Below are 17656 nucleotides of genomic sequence, written 5' to 3'. Positions count from 1 at the left end.
GGGTTCTACTTGGCGTTCACCACGTCGCGGGCCTCCGCGAAGTGGCAGGCACTGGGGTGGTCGCTGCCCGGGCGCACCTCGAGCGCGGGCGTCTGCTCGGCGCAGATGTCCTGCGCCTTCCAGCACCGCGTGCGGAAGTGGCAGCCCGAGGGCGGGTTGGCCGGCGAGGGCGGGTCGCCCTGCAGGATGATCCGCTGGCGGGTCTCCCGCCCCTCGGGGTCGGGCACCGGCACGGCCGACAGCAGTGCCTGGGTGTACGGATGCGTCGGGCTGTCGTAGATGTCGGCGTCGCTGCCCAGCTCGACGAGCTTGCCGAGGTACATCACCGCGACCCGGTCGGAGATGTGGCGGACCACCGACAGGTCGTGCGCGATGAAGATGTAGGCGAGGTCGAACTCGTTCTGCAGCCGCTCCAGCAGGTTCATGACCTGGGCCTGGATCGACACGTCGAGCGCGGAGACCGGCTCGTCGCAGATGATGATCTCAGGCTGGAGCGCCAGACCGCGGGCGATGCCGATGCGCTGGCGCTGACCCCCGGAGAACTGGTGCGGGTAGCGGTTGATGTGGTCGGGGTTGAGGCCGACCACTTCGAGCAGTTCCTGGACCCGGCGCCGCCGGCCGCCCTTCGGCACGACGTCCGAGTGGATCTCGAAAGGCTCCCCCACGATGTCGCCGACGGTCATCCGCGGGTTCAGCGAGGTGTAGGGGTCCTGCATCACCATCTGGATGTTGCGGCGCATCCGCTTGAGCTCGCCGCCCTTGGCCGCGGCGATGTCTTTGCCGTTGACGCGGACAGAGCCCGACGTGGGCCGCTCCAGCGCCATCAGCAGCTTGGCCAGGGTGGACTTGCCGCAGCCCGACTCGCCGACGATGCCGAGCGTCTCACCCCGGTGCAGGTCGAACGAGACCCCGTCGACAGCCTTGATCGCACCGATCTGCCGCTTGACGACGACGCCCTGGGTGAGCGGGAAGTGCTTGACCAGGTCGCGGACCTCGAGGATCGACTCAGTGTTCGCCGTCATCGATGACCTCCCTCCAGTAGTGGCAGGCGCTGCCGCGGGTGCCACTGATCGTGTACAGCGGGGGCGCGTCGGTCACGCAGTTGTCCCGCCGGTACGGGCACCGCGGATGGAAGGCGCAGCCCGTCGGCATCTCCAGCAGGTTGGGCGGCAGACCCTTGATCGCGTAGAGCTCATGACCCTTGTGGTCCACCCTGGGGATCGACTCCAGCAGCCCCTTGGAGTAGGGGTGGGCCGGGTTCTTGTACAGGTCGTAGACCGGGGCGTTCTCGACGATCCGCCCGCCGTACATGACCGCGATCTTGTCCGCGACGTCGGCGACGACGCCGAGGTCGTGGGTGATCAGGATCAGGCCCATGTTGCTGTCGCGCTGCAGCTCCGCGAGCAGGCCCATGATCTGGGCCTGGACGGTCACGTCGAGCGCCGTGGTCGGCTCGTCCGCGATCAGGATCTCCGGGTCGAGCGCGATCGCCATGGCGATCATGATGCGCTGTCGCATACCACCGGAGAACTGGTGCGGGAAGTCGTTGACCCGCTCCTTGGCGGCCGGGATCCTGACCCGGTCCATCAGCTCGATGGCCTTCTTCTTGGCCTCCCCCCGCGACGTGCCGCGGTGCATGCGGAACATCTCGGCGATCTGCCAGCCGACAGGGAAGACCGGGTTCAGCGCGGACAGCGCGTCCTGGAAGACCATGGAGATGCCCTCTCCGCGGATCTTCCTGCGCTGGTCCTCCGGCAGCTTGAGCAGGTCGACCCCGCGGAAGCGGATCTCGCCTCCGGCGATCTTCCCGGGGGGCATGTCGAGGATGCCCATGATGGTCTGGGCGGTGACGCTCTTGCCCGAGCCCGACTCGCCCAGCACCGCGAGCGTCTCGCCTGCGTCCACGCTGTACGTGACGCCGTTGACGGCCTTGGCCACACCCGCCCGGGTGCGGAACTCGACGTGGAGGTTGTCCACCTCCAGCAGGGCGCCAGCGTGGGAGCCGCTGCCCATCTGCTCGGAAAGCACTTCCGTCACTCGCTGTGCCTCCTCATCGAAGCTTCGGGTCGAGGGCGTCGCGTACGGCTTCGCCGAGCATGACGAAGGTCAGCACGCACAGGGACAGGAACCCGGCCGGGAAGAACATGGCGTGCGGCGCGGTCCTGATGTACGAGGCGTGGTCGGCGATCGCGATGCCCCAGGAGATGACCGGCGAGCGCAGGCCGATGCCGAGCAGCGACAGCGTGGCCTCGGCGCCGATGTAGCTGCCGATCGTGATCGTCGAGTACACGAGGATCGGCGCCAGCGAGTTCGGCAGCAGGTGCTTGAAGATGATCCGGAGCGGGCCGGCTCCCAGTGCCCTGGCGGCCTGCACATAGTCCTGGTGCTTGGCCTGGATGACGGCCGAGCGGGCGATGCGCATCAGGATCGGCCAGCCCAGCAGGGCGAGCACGATGATGACGACCGCCATGATCGTCGCCTTGCCTGGGTTCGACTGGGCCGGCGCGACGGTGCCGAGGATGATGATCGCGCCCAGCACGTAAGGCAGGCCGAGGAACATCTCGCCGACGCGGGAGATCACCGCGTCGAGCCAGCGCCCGAAGTAGGCCGCGAGCACGCCCGTCAGGCCGCCGAGGATCACGGTGGCCAGCGTGGCCAGCACACCCACAATGATCGAGGTGCGGGCGCCGTACACGGCGCGGGCGTAGACGTCGCGCCCCTGAAGGTCGTAGCCGAACCAGGCGTCCGCGCTCGGCAGCTCCATGCTCTTGGCGAGCGTCGCGTACTCCGGGTCCTTGTGCGTGAACAGCGACGGGAAGGCCGCCATCAGCAGGAACACGATCAGCATCACGAGCGAGATCCAGAAGATCTTGCGCCGCTTCAGGATGTCCCAGGTGTCGCTCCAGAGGCCACGATGGCCGTTCCGCACCGCGACCGGGCTCGCGGCCGGCTCGTCCGCTCCCTTGATCAGGTCTTGCGTCGCGGTCGGGTCACTCATAGCGGATCCTCGGGTCGAGCACGCCGTAGAGGAGGTCGACGAGCAGGTTGGCGAGCAGGTAGACGAGCACCAGCAGCGTGGCCACCGGGACCACGACCGTGTAGTCCTGGTCCAAAATCGCCCGCCACAGCAGACCGCCGATGCCGTGGATGTTGAAGATGCCCTCGGTGATGATCGCGCCGGACATCAGCGAGCCCACCTCGGTGCCGAGGAACGTCAGCACGGGGATGAGCGAGTTGCGCAGCAGGTGGATCGCGACCACCCGGCGGTTGCTCAGTCCCTTGGCGACGGCGGTGCGGACGTAGTCGGACCGCAGGTTCTCGACGATGCTCGTGCGCGTCAGCCTCGCGGTGAACGCCATGTTGAGGCTGGCCAGTACCAGCGCCGGGACGATCAGCTCGGGCACCGTCGCCTCGTCCGTCACCGTCGGGGTGATGATGCCGAGCTGCACGCCGAGCAGCCACTGCAGCAGGTAGCCCGTGACGAAGATGGGCAGCGACAGCAGGAACAGCGTGGAGATCGTCACCACGTTGTCGATGAAGCCGCCGCGCTTGAGGCCCGACAGCACGCCGGCGCCGATTCCGATGACCGCCTCGAAGATCACCGCCATCAGCGCGAGCCTGATGGTGATGGGCCAGGCGTCGCCGAGCAGGCTCGCCACCGACACGCTGTTGAAGTCGACGCCGAGGTTGCCCGTGACCAGGTTCTTCAGGAAGTTCCCGTACTGCACCAGGAGCGGCTGGTCCAAGCCGAACTGCTCGCGCATGGCCGTGACGTAGGCGTCGGGACAGGGACGCTGACCGCATCTCCCGGCGAACGGGTCACCCGGGAGCTGCCAGACCATGTAGTTGATGATGAAAGTCGTGCCTAGCACGACAGGCACGAGTTGCAGCAGGCGCCGGATCGCGTATCGGCCCATGCGCACCTCCGATCTGACGCTAAAGGTCGTACACGCGCCCCCCGCGGGTCAACACGGGGGAACGCAGATGAACAGCCCACAAGGCCGGTCCCGGTGGGGAACCGGCCTCGGGCGAATCACGTACGAGCTGTCCCTACGCTTCCTTGATCGCGATCGACAGCGGGTCGAGCTCGCCGAAGGGAGTGACCTTGACACCGGTCACCCACTTGGAGGTGCCGGCCTGCAGGCCGTACGACCACAGCGGAATCGCGGGCATGTCCTGCTGCAGCATAGCCTCGGCCTCCTGGTAGAGGGCGTTGGACTGCGCCGGGTCGGTCGCGGTGTCGGCCTCGTGCAGCTTCGCGTCGAGCGCCTTGTTGCTGTAGAGACCGTCGTTGGAGGACGCGCCGGTCTTGTACAGGGGGTTCATGAAGTTCTCGATGTGCGGGTAGTCCATCTGCCAGCCGGTGCGGAACGCGCCCTTGATCTTGTGCTGGGTGATGGTGTCACGCAGCTCGGCGAAGGTGGGCATGTCCTTGTGCACGAACTTCACGCCGGCGTCGGCGCCGAAGGCCTGGTTGATGCTGTTGACCGTGGCCTCGATCCACTCCTTGTGAGTGCCGTCGGCGTTCGACCAGATCGGGAACTCGGCCGGCGGGGTGTAGCCCGCGGCCTTGGCCTTGGCGAGGTACTCCTTGGCCTTGGCGGGGTCGTAGGTGCACAGCTCGCCGCAGGCGCCGTCCTTGAAGCCCTCGACGATCGGGGAGACCCAGCCGTTGATCGGGGAACGACCCTTGTTGAAGATCTTGTCAGTGATCGTCTGCCGGTCGATCGCCATCGACACGGCCTTGCGGAAGTCGGCGTTGCCGCCGAACTCCTTGTCGTACAGCGGGAAGGTGACCGTCTGGATGACGCCCTGCTGGCCGTCGATGGCCCGGTCGCCGAGGTCGGTCTTCCACTTGTCGCCGGCGAGGGCCGACGGCGGGATCAGCTCGGTGAAGTCGAGGTTGTTGGAGACCAGGTCCGCGTAGGCCGCGTTGTCGTCCTTGTACATCTTGTAGACGATCTTCTTGACCTTGGGCTTCTCCGGCCCGGCGTAGTCGGGGTTGGCCTCGACGATGATCTGCGAGTTGTGGTCCCACTGCACGAACTTGAAGGGGCCGTTCGTGACCGGCTTCTGCGCGAAGCCCTTCGGGTCCTTGAAGAACGCGTCAGGAAGCGCCGAGAAGGTCGAATACCCCAGCTTGGTGCGGAACACGGCGATGGGGTTGTTCAGGGTGACCTTGAAGGTCAGGTCGTCGACGACCTCGAGACCGGACAGCTTGTCGGTCTCGGGCTTGGGGGCCTCCTTCGGCCCGTCGGGGCCGTCGGGGTCCTCGGTGTTGACCTTGTCGAAGCCCTTGATGTCGGCGAACCACGACGAGCCGAGCTGGGCGTTCGGCGAGTACGCGGTGTAGTTCCAGGCGTCGACGTAGTTCTTCGCGGTGACCGGCGTGCCGTCGGTCCACTTCAGGCCGGACTTGAGCTTGATCGTCCACACCTTGTTGTCGGTGGTCTCGATCGACTCGGCCTGGTCGAGCTCGGGAGCAGCGGTGTCCGAGTTGTATTTGACGAGCTTGCTGTACACGAAGTCGTTGATCGTGCCGCCGCAGGTCTCGTTGATGTTTCCGGGGACGAAGCCCGTCTGCGGCTCACAACCACGAATGAACACGGTTCCGGTCGCGGCCCGGGGGTTGTCCCCGCCTCCGCTACTGGAACCGCCACCCCCGCCGCCCCCGCCGCACGCGGCGACGCCGAGCGCAAGCAGCGCGGTGCCGGTGGCGATCTTCGCGCCCTTAGTCACGCGCATAGTGGATTGGTCCTCCCTCTAAGGATGGGCGTTCACGCTGGTAAGAACCCGGTTTGCCGGGCATCGTCAAACCAGCTGACGTCCTGCCAGTCGTCCGGAGCATCCCTCACCGGACGCACCAGACGAGTCTCCGGCACGTTGCAGTTCGGTCACACGTGCGTCAGTCGGGCGTCACACGCACAAATCCTGTGAGCCCAACCTTAAATGCCCTGCACGGCATCAAACTCCTCTTTGCAGTACATATACCCACAGACGGCCGGTCCTTGGATCGAAGGCCGAGGCGACACCCGCGCCCCTGGTCCCCGGATCAGGATGTCCTGGGCTACCTTTGACCAGTCGCAGCCACGTCCGGTGCGACAGCCGTCCCATCGACCTCCATCCAATAGAGTCCATGCCATGAGCCAGCCGGAATCCGCGCTCGCGGAGGCCCAGGGTGGCGGCCGAGCCCCGGAGTCGCTGGCCGCGCTCGCCGAGCGTCACGGACTACGACGCGCCATCGCACGCCCCAGCATGCCCGCCTACCTGCGCCAACTGTGGGACCGGCGGCACTTCATCCTCACGTACGCCACCTCGCGCAACGTCTCCAAGTATTCGGAGTCGATGCTCGGCCAGCTCTGGCAGGTGCTGACCCCGCTACTCAACGCCGCGGTGTACTGGCTGATGTTCGGCGTCATCCTCGGGCAGAGCAAGCAGATCGACAACTACCCGGCGTTCCTCATCACCGGGGTCATGGTATTCACCTTCACCCAGCGCACGGTGATCAGCGGGGCGAAGTCCATCTCGTCGAACCTGTCCCTCATCCGGGCGCTCCACTTCCCCCGGGCCGCCCTCCCCCTGGCGTACACCATCCAGGAGCTCCAGCAGCTCGGCTACTCCATGGCCGTGCTCGTCCTCCTCGTGCTCGTCACCGGAGAGCCGGTGAGCTGGCTCTGGCTGCTGATCCCGGTCGTGCTGCTCATGCAGCTCGTCTTCAACATCGGGACCGGCATGTTCATGGCCCGTCTCGGCGCGTTCATGCGGGACATGAACCAGCTGCTGCCGTTCATCACCCGCACCTGGCTGTACGCCTCCGGCGTCTTCTACGCGATCGACGACCGCACCAAGGACCTGCCGGACATCCTCAGGTGGGTGCTGGAGTTCAACCCGGCCGCCGCCTACATCGAGTTCATGCGCGACCTGCTGATCTACCAACGGTTCCCCGAACGCTGGGCGTGGGTTACCTGTCTATTCTGGGCAGTGTTCGCACTGATCGTCGGCTTCTGGTACTTCTGGCGGGCCGAGGAGAGGTACGGCCGTGGCTGAGCCGACCAAGGAGCTGTCGCAGGTGGCACCCCAAATCCCACAGACGCAGAACCCGCAGAATCCCAAGGCCGGAAGCCCGACCGTCATCGTCGACGGCCTCCACATCATCTACAAGGTGTACGGCTCGTCCGGCGACTCCGAGAAGGGCAACGCGGCCAGCGCGCTGATGCGGATCCTGCGGCGGCAAGGCCGGCCGCAGATGAAGGAGGTCCACGCCGTCAAGGGCGTGAGTTTCGTCGCCCACCACGGCGACGCCATCGGCATCATCGGCCGCAACGGCTCGGGCAAGTCGACGCTGCTGCGCGCGATCGCCGGTCTCCTGCCTCCGCACAAGGGCGCCGTCTACACCAACGGGCAGCCGTCGCTCCTCGGCGTCAACGCGGCCCTCATGAAGGAACTGACGGGCGAGCGCAACATCATCCTCGGCTGCTACGCGATGGGCATGACGCCGGGCGAGGTACGCGAGAAGTACGACGAGATCGTGGACTTCTCCGGCATCGGCGACTTCGTCCAGTTCCCCATGTCGACGTACTCGTCCGGCATGGGCGCCCGGCTGCGTTTCGCCATCTCCTCCGCCAAGACGCACGACGTGCTGCTCATCGACGAGGCCCTCGCCACCGGTGACCGCGATTTCAAGCGGAAGAGCCAGCAGCGCATCAAGCAGATGCGCGACGCCGCCGGAACGGTCTTCCTGGTCGCCCACAACCTCGACGTGATCGAGGAGACATGCAACCGGGTGATCTGGTTGCACAAGGGAAAGATCAGAATGGAAGGCGACCCCCAGGAGGTCCTGGAGGCGTACAACAAGGCCTGAGAGAAACGGAGGGGTGACCGTGCCGACCCCGCCACCGATCCCGTACGACCATCTGCCCGAGGTGCCCGCGCTGACCGTCGAGAGCGACGACGTACGCGACGGCGAGCGACTCCCCGAGGCCCACGTGTTCAACGACTGGGGCATGAGCGGGCAGAACATCTCCCCTCATCTGCGCTGGTCGGGTGCCCCCGAGGGCACCAAGAGCTTCGCCGTCACCTGCTTCGACCCCGACGCGCCCACGGGCAGCGGCTTCTGGCACTGGGTGCTGTACGACATCCCGGCCACCGTCACCGAGCTGCCGGCAGGCGCGGGCAACGGCCCCGACTTCAAGGGGCTGCCGGAGGGCGCCAAGCACGCGCGCAACGACTTCAGCACCAAGGAGTACGGCGGGGCGGCGCCGCCCCCCGGACACCCGCACCGCTACCTGTTCGCCGTGCACGCCCTGAGTGTGGAGTCCCTGGGCGTGGACACCGGCACGCCGCCGGCCGTCGTCGGCTTCAACGTCACCGCCAACACGGTCGCCCGCAGCTTTATCGCACCTGTGTACGAAACCTGATGCGAGAGGGCTGCCTGTTCCACTATGATTCGAACGGAGATTCGACATAGGGGAGGGCAGATGAGCGACCTGGCGACGGCGATCGACAACCTGGCCACCGAAGATCCCTCGGAGCTTCCCGTCGGGCTGATCGCCGAGCAGCTCATCGAGCTGCACTGGCAGATGGCCCGCCTGCAGGCCCAGATCGCCAGGCGCACCCACCTGCGCGCCCGGTTCGACTCGCCGGCCTCGCCCAACTGAGGGCCGGTCGAGCCCTGCCGCATGCGACCGGGCACCGGCCGCCCCGGTACCGATCCAGCCGATCCGGTGCCGATCCGGTGCCGATCCGGTGGCCGATCCGCTGCGCGCACGCTCTGCGACGCACACCTTCTGTGCGACGCCGGACGGCCGGCGCCCCTCGGGGGCGCCGGCCGCTTCTCGTCATCGACGTCTTTCCGATGGTCCTGCCGTACCCGTGACCTCGATGCCGCTCGGCGAGTCGTCGCAACGACGACCGAGGCCCTCAGGCGTGGCTCACTTGCCGTACCCACCCTGGCGTCCGGTCGGCGCGACGCCGGCCACCGCGTCCGGGGCGGACGAGGTCGTGCTCGACGCGGCGGCGTCGGCCGTGGCCGACGCGGAGGTGGCGAGCTCGGCCGCGGCCCCCGCGGTCGCGGCGGCTCCCTGCGCCGGTGCGTCCGTGGTGTTCCGGATGGTCTTGGTGACCGCGTGGGCGTTGGCGTCGGCCTGGGCGGCGGCCTCGGTGGCCGTCGCCTGGGTGCTGCTCATGGCGCCGTCCGCCGGAGTCTCGCACGGCACCAGCGCCAGCAGGCCGCCCGCGCTGCCGGCGGTCGCCGCGGCGGCGCCCTTGAGGCTGAGCAGCGCGTTGAGCCTGGCGGTGACGTTGAGCCCGGCGTGGACCGCGGCACCCGCGGTGGCGACGGCCGCCGCCGAGGCGTCCACGGCGGCGGCGGTCTGACCGGAGACCGCGACGACCGGCTTGCCGACCTGGGCGACGACGCCCGCGGCGATGTTCACCTTGGCTGCGAGAGCCGCGTTGACGTCCGCGACCGCGACCAGGACGGCCGACAGGTGGGCCTCCAGCCGGGCGACGACGTTGGCCTCGACGGTGACGGCGGCGTCGGCCACGATGTCGGCCGCGATGTCGGCGGCCGCGCTGATCTGCGCGTTCGCCTCGGCGGACAGGCCGGCTGTGACGGTGCCGCTGAGCCTGGCGACCGCGACGAGGTCGGCCCTGATGTCAGCGGTCAGGTTCACCGCCACCTCGGCGGCCGCGTCGGCCTGCGCGACGACGCCGGCCGTCGCCCCGCCGACGGCCGTGCCCTGCAGATCGGCCAGAAGCCTCGCCACCGTCGTGACCCGGTGCTCCGTGCACTTCTGCGCGCACACGTCGGCCTGCGCGGGCGCCGCCAGCATGCCGGCGATACCGATCGTGACGGCGACGACGGCTGTCCTAACCACTTGTTTCATTGACTTGCCCCCGGTTCATATTCCTTTTCACGAGAGTGGGAATGACGAACCCAAGAACCCCCGTGCGTCGGCGAGCATGCCGACAAAGACGTCGGCATTTCTATCACTGCCGATCACGGTGGAAAGCCCTGCTGACCAGGGGATGCCCGGCGAGCACTGTGCCGGACAAGTCGGCATATCGAGCATCGGAGGCCCACTTCGCGGTCACCCCAATCCCGCCTCCGGAGAAAGCGACGGTAAACACGGCGCCCAGGCTCGACGGCAGATCTTTCCGCTCACTTTTAGCGACGCGCCGACGGACGTCGTGACCCTGCCGGTCCGGAGGCGCTCCCGAACCCGCCCTCTCGCGACATATCTCGACAAGAGCTACGCTGGCGAGGTGACCTCCCTCACACCGTACGCGGGCGACGATCCCGCACAACGTGCCTCGGACGCCGACCGCGACCGGATCGCGGCCGTCCTCGGCGATGCGCTGGCCACCGGCCGCCTGACGAGCATCGAACACGCCGACCGGCTCGACGCCACCTACAGCGCCGTGACCGTCGGCGACCTCGCGCCCCTGACAAGGGACCTGCCCGGCGCGACCCACCTCCCGGCCACGCTCCCCACCGAAAGACACCGGGTCTCCGCGGTGTTCAGCAAGATCATACGGCGCGGACGCTGGGTCGCCGGGCGGCACACCGAGCTCAACTCGGTCTTCGGCGCGCTGATCGTGGATCTCAGCGACGCGGTCCTGCCCGGCCGTGAGGTGACGCTGGAGCTGAACTCCTTCTGCGGCAAGCTCATCGTCACCGTGCCGGCCAACGCCAGGGTGGCCGACGAGGGCAACGCGGTCTTCTCGAAACGCTCGGTGACCGGAGGGGACGACGACGGCGACGGCCCGCTGATCCGCATCACCGGCAACGCGCGCTTCGGCAAGATCGTGGTCTACCGCGGGACCCGTCGCTGACGGCCTACGATGCGGCCATGCAGCCCACCGGCCGTGCGCTGCCCGTGGCCCTAGACGCCATGGGCGGCGACAACGCACCCGGGGAGATCGTCGCGGGAGCCGTACAGGCCGTGCGGGAGCGGAATGTGCCCGTCGTGCTCGTCGGCCATCCCCGCGTGCTCTACCTGGAGCTCGCCCGGCACGACGCGGTCAGCGAGATCCCCATCGTGCGCGCCGAGGAGGCGCTGGCGATGGACGAGGGCGCGCTCGCGAGCCTGAGACGACCCCGTTCCAGCATCGCCATCGCCTGTCACCTCGTGCGGCGCGGCGACGCCTGCGCGGTGGTGTCCGCAGGCTCGACGGCCGGCGTCGTCGCGACCGGCCGGCTGCGGCTGCGGGCCCAGCAGGGAGTCGTACGCCCCGCGATCGCGGTCGGCCTGCCGACCCTGCCCCAGCCGACCGTGCTGCTCGACGCGGGCGCCACGGCCGACGCCAAACCGGAGATGCTGGTGCAGTTCGCCCACCTCGGCGTGGCGTACGCCGAGACGGCGCTCGGCATGCCGCGTCCCAGCGTCGGCCTGCTCACCATCGGCGCCGAGCCCGAGAAGGGCAACAAACTCGCCAAACGGGCCCACGAACTGCTCGCCGCCACGCCCGGCATCGACTTCACCGGCAACATCGAGGGGCACGACCTGCTCACGCGGAAGGTCGACGTGGTCGTCACGGACGGGTTCACCGGCAACGTGGCGCTCAAGACCGTCGAGGGCACCGTGCGGTACGCCTTCGAGCAGCTCAGGGAGACGCTCGCGGAGAGCCGGGTGGCCAGGCTCGGCGGGATGCTGCAGCGGGCCCGGCTCCGGGAGCTGGCCGGCCGGCTCGATCCCGAGGCGCACGGCGGGGCCGTGCTGCTCGGCCTCAACGGCACCGTCGTGATCGCACACGGCTCGTCGCGGGCGCGCGGCGTGGCCGCCGCCTGCGAGCTCGCGGCCCGCCTGTCGGCCCAGGGCATCATCGCCAGGATCGGTGAGCGGGTCGCCACCACCAACAAGTCGCACCGCCGCTGGTGACCGCCGAATATGGAACGGCGGGCCGAAGGCGCACGCCGATAAGCTTGGTCCATGACCGACCCGCAGCTCGTGCTCACCGAGCGGGTCCAGCAGGCGCTGGGTTCCGCCTTCGGTCCGGAGCACGCCACCGAAGATCCGCTGATCAGGCCCTCCCAGTTCGCCGACTATCAGGCGAACGTCGCGCTCAGCCTGGCCAAGCGGCTCCGACGTGCCCCGCGGGAGGTCGCCCAGACCATCGCCGACCACCTCGACACGGCCGACCTGAGCGTGGAGGTCAGCGGGCCCGGGTTCCTCAACCTGACGCTGCGTGACGGCTGGATCGCCGAGCAGGCCGCGCGGCGGCTGCTCGACGAGCGCATCGGCGTGCCGCAGCCGGCCCCGCAGACCGTGATCGTCGACTACTCGGCGCCGAACGCCGCGAAGGAGATGCACGTCGGCCACCTGCGCACCACGATCGTCGGCGACACCCTCGCGCGCACTCACGAGCACCTGGGCAACCAGGTGATCCGGCAGAACCACCTCGGCGACTGGGGCACGCAGTTCGGCATGCTCATCGAGCACCTCCTCGACATCGGCGAGGAGGCGGCGCTCGGCATGCTCGCCGCCGGCGACGGCAACGCCTTCTACCAGGCGGCGCGGCACAAGTTCGACAACGACCCCGAGTTCCAGCAGCGGTCCCGCCGCCGGGTGCCGCTGCTGCAGGGCGGCGACCCCGAGACCCTGCGCCTGTGGCGTGAGTTCATCGAGTACAGCAACCGCTACTTCCGCAAGGTGTACCGGACGCTGGGCGTCACGCTCACCGACGACGACATCGCGGGCGAGAGCATGTACAACCCCATGCTCCCCGACGTCTGCGACGAGCTGGAGCGCACGGGCGTGGCCGAGATCAGCGAGGGCGCGCTGTGCGTGTTCCCGCCCGGCTTCAAGGGCCGCGACGACCGGCCGCTGCCGCTCATCGTCCGCAAGAGCGACGGCGGGTACGGCTACGCCACGACCGACCTCGCCGCGATCCGCTACCGGGTGCGCGATCTGAAGGCCGACCGCATTCTGTACGTCGTGGGCGCCACCCAGTCGCTCCACTTCCAGATGGTCTTCGCCGCGGCGCGCACGGCCGGATGGCTGCACGACGACGTCAAGGCGGAGCACGTCCAGATCGGCAGCGTGCTCGGCAGCGACGGCAAGATGTTCAAGACCCGCAGCGGCGAGTCGATCAAGCTCACCGACCTGCTGGACGAGGCCGTCGTCCGGGCCGAGGCCGTCATCGCCGACCGCGGATACGACGCGGAGGCCCGCAGGCAGATCGCGCGTCAGGTCGGCATGGGCGCCGTGAAGTACGCGGACCTGTCGGTCAGCCACGACAGCGAGTACGTGTTCGACTTCGACCGCATGCTCGCCCTCACCGGCAACACCGGGCCGTACCTTCAGTACGCCACCGCCCGCATCCGGTCGATCTTCCGCAACGGCGCGGTCGAGCCTGAGTCGGTCACCGGCCCGATCACGCTGGGCCATCCGGCCGAGCGGGCGCTCGCGCTGCAGCTGCTCGGCTTCGGCTCGGTCGTCGCCGCCGTCGCCCAGCTGTCCGAGCCCCACCGGCTGTGCAACTACCTGTTCGACCTGGCCCAGACGTTCACCTCGTTCTACGAGAGCTGCCCGGTCCTCAAGGCCGAGGAGGAGTCCGTACGGGAGTCGCGTCTGGCTCTGTCGGCGCTCACCCTGCGTGTGCTGCTGCGCGGGCTCGACCTGCTCGGCATCGAAGTCCCCGAGCGGATGTGAGCGGGGTGCCGGATTCCGCTTCGGCGGACACGGAGGAAGCCGGTTTCCGCGGGTCAGACCCCTTCACGGCGCGCCTCGCCCATGACTGTCACACCAAGCGTCTAGTCTGGCGCGGTCAAGGGAGTGCCAGCCGACTCCTCGGGGAGCGTTCCGCGTGAGCATGGACCTGACCACGAGCCCGGACCCAGGAAATCTGGCCGAGGCCACGGAGTTGCACCGCTACGCCGAAGCACTGATCGTCAGCCTGGCGGCGGACGGGACCGCGCCCGACCTGCCGCCGGGGGTCACCGACGTGCCGGGATACTGGCTGGGGCCCGCGGTCGGGGCCCTCGTCCTCATCAGGTCCGGCAAGGACGCCCTGGAGCCCCTGGCCCTGGCCAACGAGTTGGACGAGCGGCGTACCGCCCTGTTCCTGTGCCTCGCCCTCGCCGTCTGCGGCCACGGCGACCGAATCCACGCGTCCTGGCTCGGCACCGCCTTCGGCGACCTGTCCGAGGACCGTCCGGTGACGTCCGGCCAGCGGGCGCTGTGGCTCGCCGCCGCCCGCGGGGCGTACGGACCGGTCGGCAAGATCTTCGTATTGCGCAAGCTCGACGCGGTGAACGTGCCGGCCACCGACGACCGGTGGTTGAAGGCCCTCGTGCCCGCTCTGCCTGAGACGTCCGTGCCCGCCTCTCTTGAGGCGTTCCCCGAGCTGGCGAAGGTCGCCGAGATCGAGCGGTCGCTGCGGGCGTCGGTCACCCTGCGCCGTCTGCGCGACCGCTGCACCGAGATCACCTCCACCCGGCAGGCCGGCGAGGTCACCAAGGTCGTACGCGGCACCGTATGGGCCGAGGACGAGCCGTTGGCCGTGCTTCGCGCGCTGGCCGGCCAGGGCGGCCAGGAAGGGCCGCTGAGCTCGCTCACCGGACATCTGCTGCAGGACCTGGCGCCGGACGCCGATCCCCACATGGCCGCTCTCGCCCTGCACGTGGCGGCGCCGGCGGTCAGGGGGGCGGCGGAGTCTCTCGTCGGGGTGGTGCGCGAGCCGCCGCCCGACACGATGGACGTGCCGATCCTCGGCTATCCGATCACGCTCAGACCCGAGGGCCCCGACCAGGAGTCGATGGCGGCCGCGGAGCAGCAGCTCGTCACCGAGTGCGTGCCGAAGCGCACCCGGCCCTGGCCCGGATACGTCCTCCTGGTCCTCGCCGTCGTCATCGTGGCCGGCGGGTTCGTGATCTCGCCGCCGCTCGCCCTCGTCGGGCTGTTGGTCGCCGCCGTGGGCGGGCATCTGCTGTGGCGTCACCGCGTCCGGGAACACTCGGACGTTCGGTTCGTTCAGACACGGGCGGGCAAGCTCGGCGACCTCGCCGACAAGGCCGTCTGGGCCCTGCATGAGTACGCCAGGGAGTCGGAGGAGCGCGCCTCTGACGCCGACCGGGACCTGGCTGAGCTGTCCACGCTCCTGCGCCGGGGTCCGCGCGCCGCATAGGGGCCGCCGCCCCTGTGGAGTGCCGGACCCGGTCGACGCCTACGCCGGGGCGTACAGGGACGGTCGACGCCCGCACCGGGGCGTGCGGGAGACGGTCGACGCCGGTCCGCAGGCCGTATAGGGAGCGCCACGCACGACTGTGCCCGCCGACCGGGTGGGCGGCGGGCACAGGATCGGAGCCGGCTCATCTGGATTAGCCGGCTCAGTCAGATCAGGCGGTGGAGACCTCCACCGTCGCTGGAGTGATCAGAAAGACCTTGTCCGCGATCCGCTCGATACGCCCCTCGCAGCCGTAGGCCAAGCCTGCGGCGAAGTCCACCATTCGCGTGGCCTCAGCCGTCGACATGCTCGCCACATCCATAACCACCGTGTGGCCCTCGCGGAAGTGCCGGCCGATCGTCAGGGCGTCGTCATACTTCTGCGGGCGAACCATGACAATACGGGCTGGGTCGGCATTGGGCTGCCAGCGCTTGGCGGCACGCTCAGCCGCCGGCATCCAGTCGTCCTCGTACTCGTCCTCGGCGTAGGCCTCATCGTCGTACTGCTCTGCCCCACCCAGGCCAAGGTAGCTCGCCACCTTGCGCACAGCCCCCATCGGTTCGTCCTTTTCCGGCTTGTCCTTTTCCGGGCTCGTCCCGACACACGGGACCGTAATCGACGATTCAGCGAACCCCCGCCGACACGCCCGGCCGTTTAAGTGTTGTTGGCTGGATAATGTGGAGGCCGGGTAAGTGTGTCTTCATCGTCAATTCGTCAGCCCTTCCAGGGTAACTCGCGAACCCGCCTACCCCATGGAACCCATCGCAAACATTTCTCACAGTCACCTCGTACGACGGCACGCCTTCAGTAGATCACAACGGACGCCACCGATGCCTGGTTCCCGAAATACGATCTTGCAGGTAGAGCCCAGAGTGCCGCCCCCCAGGCGCGCGAATCGAGACGCGGCCCAATGAAGATCGAATTGCGGGTGGAGACTTCGGGAATTTGCATTTCGAAAGCATTTTCGATAACGACGCGGCGCGCCTGATGATCGTTCTCGAGAGGCCGCTTCGCGAACGACGGTGGTCGCAATCGGGGGAACAGCCAGAGGAAAGTCTTTCCTCGCAGCGCCTCCTCGGAGATCGATATCGCGCCTCATTTCGACCGTCCGCCGGTTTTCAAAGCGGCGCAGACCCGCGTCCCGCTCGCCTTCCACGAGGCCGGCGGGGAGATGCCGGAGAAGATCGTGAAGCTGGCGGAAATGCGAAGCAGGGCCGCATCTCCGAGCTCGCGGCCGGTAGGAGACACCGGTGACACCGCGGGCAGACAGCCGCTGCCGGCTCTCGGCACGCAGCCCGCATGGGGACGTGATCCGAGCCCAGCGGTCGCTGCGGTCGCGAACGGCAGGCAACGGTCACCCACGCGCTCTCGAGCCGGAAGCGGCCCACCCATGGCCGTAATCTGTCCAGAAAGCACCCGCCGATTCTCTCGTGCGTGCATGGGCGCGGTCGATGGCCCCCCGCCTCTGAATTTCGGCTCACGGCATCGGTGCCCCCTCACGGCAGCGACGCCTCGGCTCACGCGGTTGCACGCGGTGGCGCCTCCTCATGGCACGGAGCGTCGGGTTACGGCGTCTCGTGGGCGTAGTAGGCCGACCAGTGGGTGTGGAAGGCCGAAGGGTCCTCAGGCGTCTGGACTGGGACACCCGGCAAAGCCTCTTGTGGGCGTAGGACGGTCGGTCTCCCTTGCCGACGGTCTCCCTTGCCGAACGCGAGCGCGTACTCGGCCGTCGGTTCCTGCACCCGGTCTCCTGCACCCAATCTCCTGCACCCGGTTTCCTGCACCTCGCCGTCCGCCGTTGAAGAGCATCTGTGAGTCCCGGTAGCGACCACCCCTCGGCCTGGGGCAGACGCACACCGTAGGGCGTGTTGATCGCGTTCTGAGGCTCAAGGCGGGGGGCGTGAGCTGTCCCGCCAGGACGCCAGCGCAGAAGGCCTCAGAGTGCCGAACGAGCATGGCGTCGCCGGACGTCCAGTGGCTGGAGGTGATGTGGTCGGACGAGTTGGGACGGCGGGGCCAGGGCGTCGCGGCTGGGGTGCAGGGTTAGGACGTCGGGTTAGGACGTCAGGGTTTGGGCGTCGAGGTTGGGACGTCACTGCGCCGGCCGGAAGGTCCGGTCCTCGCGAAACCCGCTCCGCTGGGCCTTCGCTGCGGTCCTCCCTCCCGCCCGCTCCGCTCCTCCCGCGGCACTGCTCGCGCCACCCAGCCGGTCCGCCTCTCCCACATCGCTGCTTGCGCGGCACTTGCTTACGCGCGAAAGCTCGGACACGCGAACCCCGGACATGCGAAAGCCCCGGCCAACCACAGCCGGGGCAACCCCCCACACCACAAACAAACAAAAGGGGGGGGTGGTGAACTCTCCTGGAAATGCGGAAGGGCCACCCCAATGGGATGGCCCTTCACAAAGATTGTCCGGCGGCGTCCTACTCTCCCACACCGTCCCCGGTGCAGTACCATCGGCGCTGGCAGGCTTAACTTCCGGGTTCGG

The 17656-nt window shown here is 68.5% G+C and carries 15 protein-coding genes and 1 rRNA gene; 8 read left to right on the top strand and 8 right to left on the bottom strand.

From position 1 onward, the window contains the following. Positions 1 to 5: 5 nt before the first annotated feature. The 5 genes from ACGFIB_RS31820 to ACGFIB_RS31800 form a co-directional block, all read right to left on the bottom strand. Positions 6 to 1022, bottom strand: a complete 1017-nt coding sequence (locus tag ACGFIB_RS31820) for an ABC transporter ATP-binding protein (protein ID WP_357241181.1) — start codon at positions 1020 to 1022, stop codon at positions 6 to 8. Then, positions 1006 to 2037, bottom strand: a complete 1032-nt coding sequence (locus ACGFIB_RS31815; RefSeq protein WP_280116559.1) for an ABC transporter ATP-binding protein — start codon at positions 2035 to 2037, stop codon at positions 1006 to 1008. Before ACGFIB_RS31815 ends, ACGFIB_RS31820 begins: the two co-directional genes overlap by 17 nt. Before the next feature lie 13 nt (positions 2038 to 2050). After that, on the bottom strand, positions 2051 to 2998 hold the full coding sequence (locus ACGFIB_RS31810; RefSeq protein ID WP_357241185.1) for an ABC transporter permease: 948 nt from the start codon (positions 2996 to 2998) through the stop codon (positions 2051 to 2053). Continuing rightward, positions 2991 to 3917 (bottom strand): ABC transporter permease, encoded by a 927-nt coding sequence (locus tag ACGFIB_RS31805; RefSeq protein WP_142575013.1) that lies wholly within the window; start codon positions 3915 to 3917, stop codon positions 2991 to 2993. The genes ACGFIB_RS31810 and ACGFIB_RS31805 overlap by 8 nt, the downstream gene beginning before the upstream one ends. A gap of 133 nt (positions 3918 to 4050) precedes the next feature. Further along, entirely contained in the window at positions 4051 to 5745 is a 1695-nt protein-coding gene (locus ACGFIB_RS31800; RefSeq protein ID WP_142575014.1) for a peptide ABC transporter substrate-binding protein, read from the bottom strand. 396 nt (positions 5746 to 6141) lie between these two features. Here ACGFIB_RS31800 and ACGFIB_RS31795 point away from each other — a divergent pair, with 396 nt between their 5' ends. The 4 genes from ACGFIB_RS31795 to ACGFIB_RS31780 are packed head-to-tail and all read left to right on the top strand — an operon-like array spanning position 6142 to position 8657. Then, positions 6142 to 7047: an ABC transporter permease gene (locus tag ACGFIB_RS31795; RefSeq protein ID WP_142575015.1), complete on the top strand. Its 906-nt coding sequence runs from the start codon at positions 6142 to 6144 to the stop codon at positions 7045 to 7047. A gap of 34 nt (positions 7048 to 7081) precedes the next feature. After that, a complete protein-coding gene (locus ACGFIB_RS31790; protein WP_142575034.1) occupies positions 7082 to 7861 on the top strand; it encodes an ABC transporter ATP-binding protein in 780 nt (259 codons plus the stop codon). 19 nt (positions 7862 to 7880) lie between these two features. After that, positions 7881 to 8417 carry a YbhB/YbcL family Raf kinase inhibitor-like protein gene (locus ACGFIB_RS31785; protein ID WP_393376780.1) on the top strand — a complete coding sequence of 179 codons (537 nt, stop codon included), beginning with the start codon at positions 7881 to 7883 and terminating at the stop codon, positions 8415 to 8417. Positions 8418 to 8477: 60 nt separating this feature from the next. Beyond that, a complete protein-coding gene (locus ACGFIB_RS31780) occupies positions 8478 to 8657 on the top strand; it encodes a hypothetical protein (protein ID WP_142575017.1) in 180 nt (59 codons plus the stop codon). A 273-nt stretch (positions 8658 to 8930) separates the two neighbouring features. Here the strand turns inward: ACGFIB_RS31780 and ACGFIB_RS31775 are convergent, their stop codons facing one another. Continuing rightward, positions 8931 to 9878 carry a hypothetical protein gene (locus ACGFIB_RS31775; RefSeq protein ID WP_393376778.1) on the bottom strand — a complete coding sequence of 316 codons (948 nt, stop codon included), beginning with the start codon at positions 9876 to 9878 and terminating at the stop codon, positions 8931 to 8933. Positions 9879 to 10266: 388 nt separating this feature from the next. On the opposite strand from ACGFIB_RS31775, the gene ACGFIB_RS31770 reads away from it, so the two are divergent. The 4 genes from ACGFIB_RS31770 to ACGFIB_RS31755 all read left to right on the top strand — a co-directional run bounded on the left by ACGFIB_RS31770 (position 10267) and on the right by ACGFIB_RS31755 (position 15129). Continuing rightward, a complete protein-coding gene (locus ACGFIB_RS31770) occupies positions 10267 to 10836 on the top strand; it encodes a DUF1707 SHOCT-like domain-containing protein (RefSeq protein WP_393376777.1) in 570 nt (189 codons plus the stop codon). A gap of 17 nt (positions 10837 to 10853) precedes the next feature. Then, positions 10854 to 11882, top strand: coding sequence for a phosphate acyltransferase PlsX (plsX, locus tag ACGFIB_RS31765; protein ID WP_357263428.1), 1029 nt, complete (start codon positions 10854 to 10856; stop codon positions 11880 to 11882). A gap of 51 nt (positions 11883 to 11933) precedes the next feature. Next, a complete protein-coding gene (gene argS, locus ACGFIB_RS31760) occupies positions 11934 to 13655 on the top strand; it encodes an arginine--tRNA ligase (RefSeq protein ID WP_393376775.1) in 1722 nt (573 codons plus the stop codon). A gap of 160 nt (positions 13656 to 13815) precedes the next feature. Continuing rightward, positions 13816 to 15129, top strand: a complete 1314-nt coding sequence (locus ACGFIB_RS31755; protein ID WP_393377029.1) for a hypothetical protein — start codon at positions 13816 to 13818, stop codon at positions 15127 to 15129. A 211-nt stretch (positions 15130 to 15340) separates the two neighbouring features. Here ACGFIB_RS31755 and ACGFIB_RS31750 read toward each other — a convergent pair whose 3' ends face one another. Further along, complete coding sequence (locus tag ACGFIB_RS31750) at positions 15341 to 15724, bottom strand: cell division protein SepF (protein ID WP_142575021.1); 384 nt, start codon at positions 15722 to 15724, stop codon at positions 15341 to 15343. Positions 15725 to 17578: 1854 nt separating this feature from the next. Next, positions 17579 to 17656, bottom strand: a 5S ribosomal RNA gene (rrf, locus tag ACGFIB_RS31745); the annotation flags it as partial.

Origin of the sequence: Microbispora bryophytorum, from assembly GCF_043197435.1 — a bacterium.
GTDB lineage: Bacteria > Actinomycetota > Actinomycetes > Streptosporangiales > Streptosporangiaceae > Microbispora > Microbispora bryophytorum.
The sequence above is the reverse complement of the archived record's forward strand: the minus strand, read 5'-3'. Positions and strand labels throughout refer to the sequence as shown.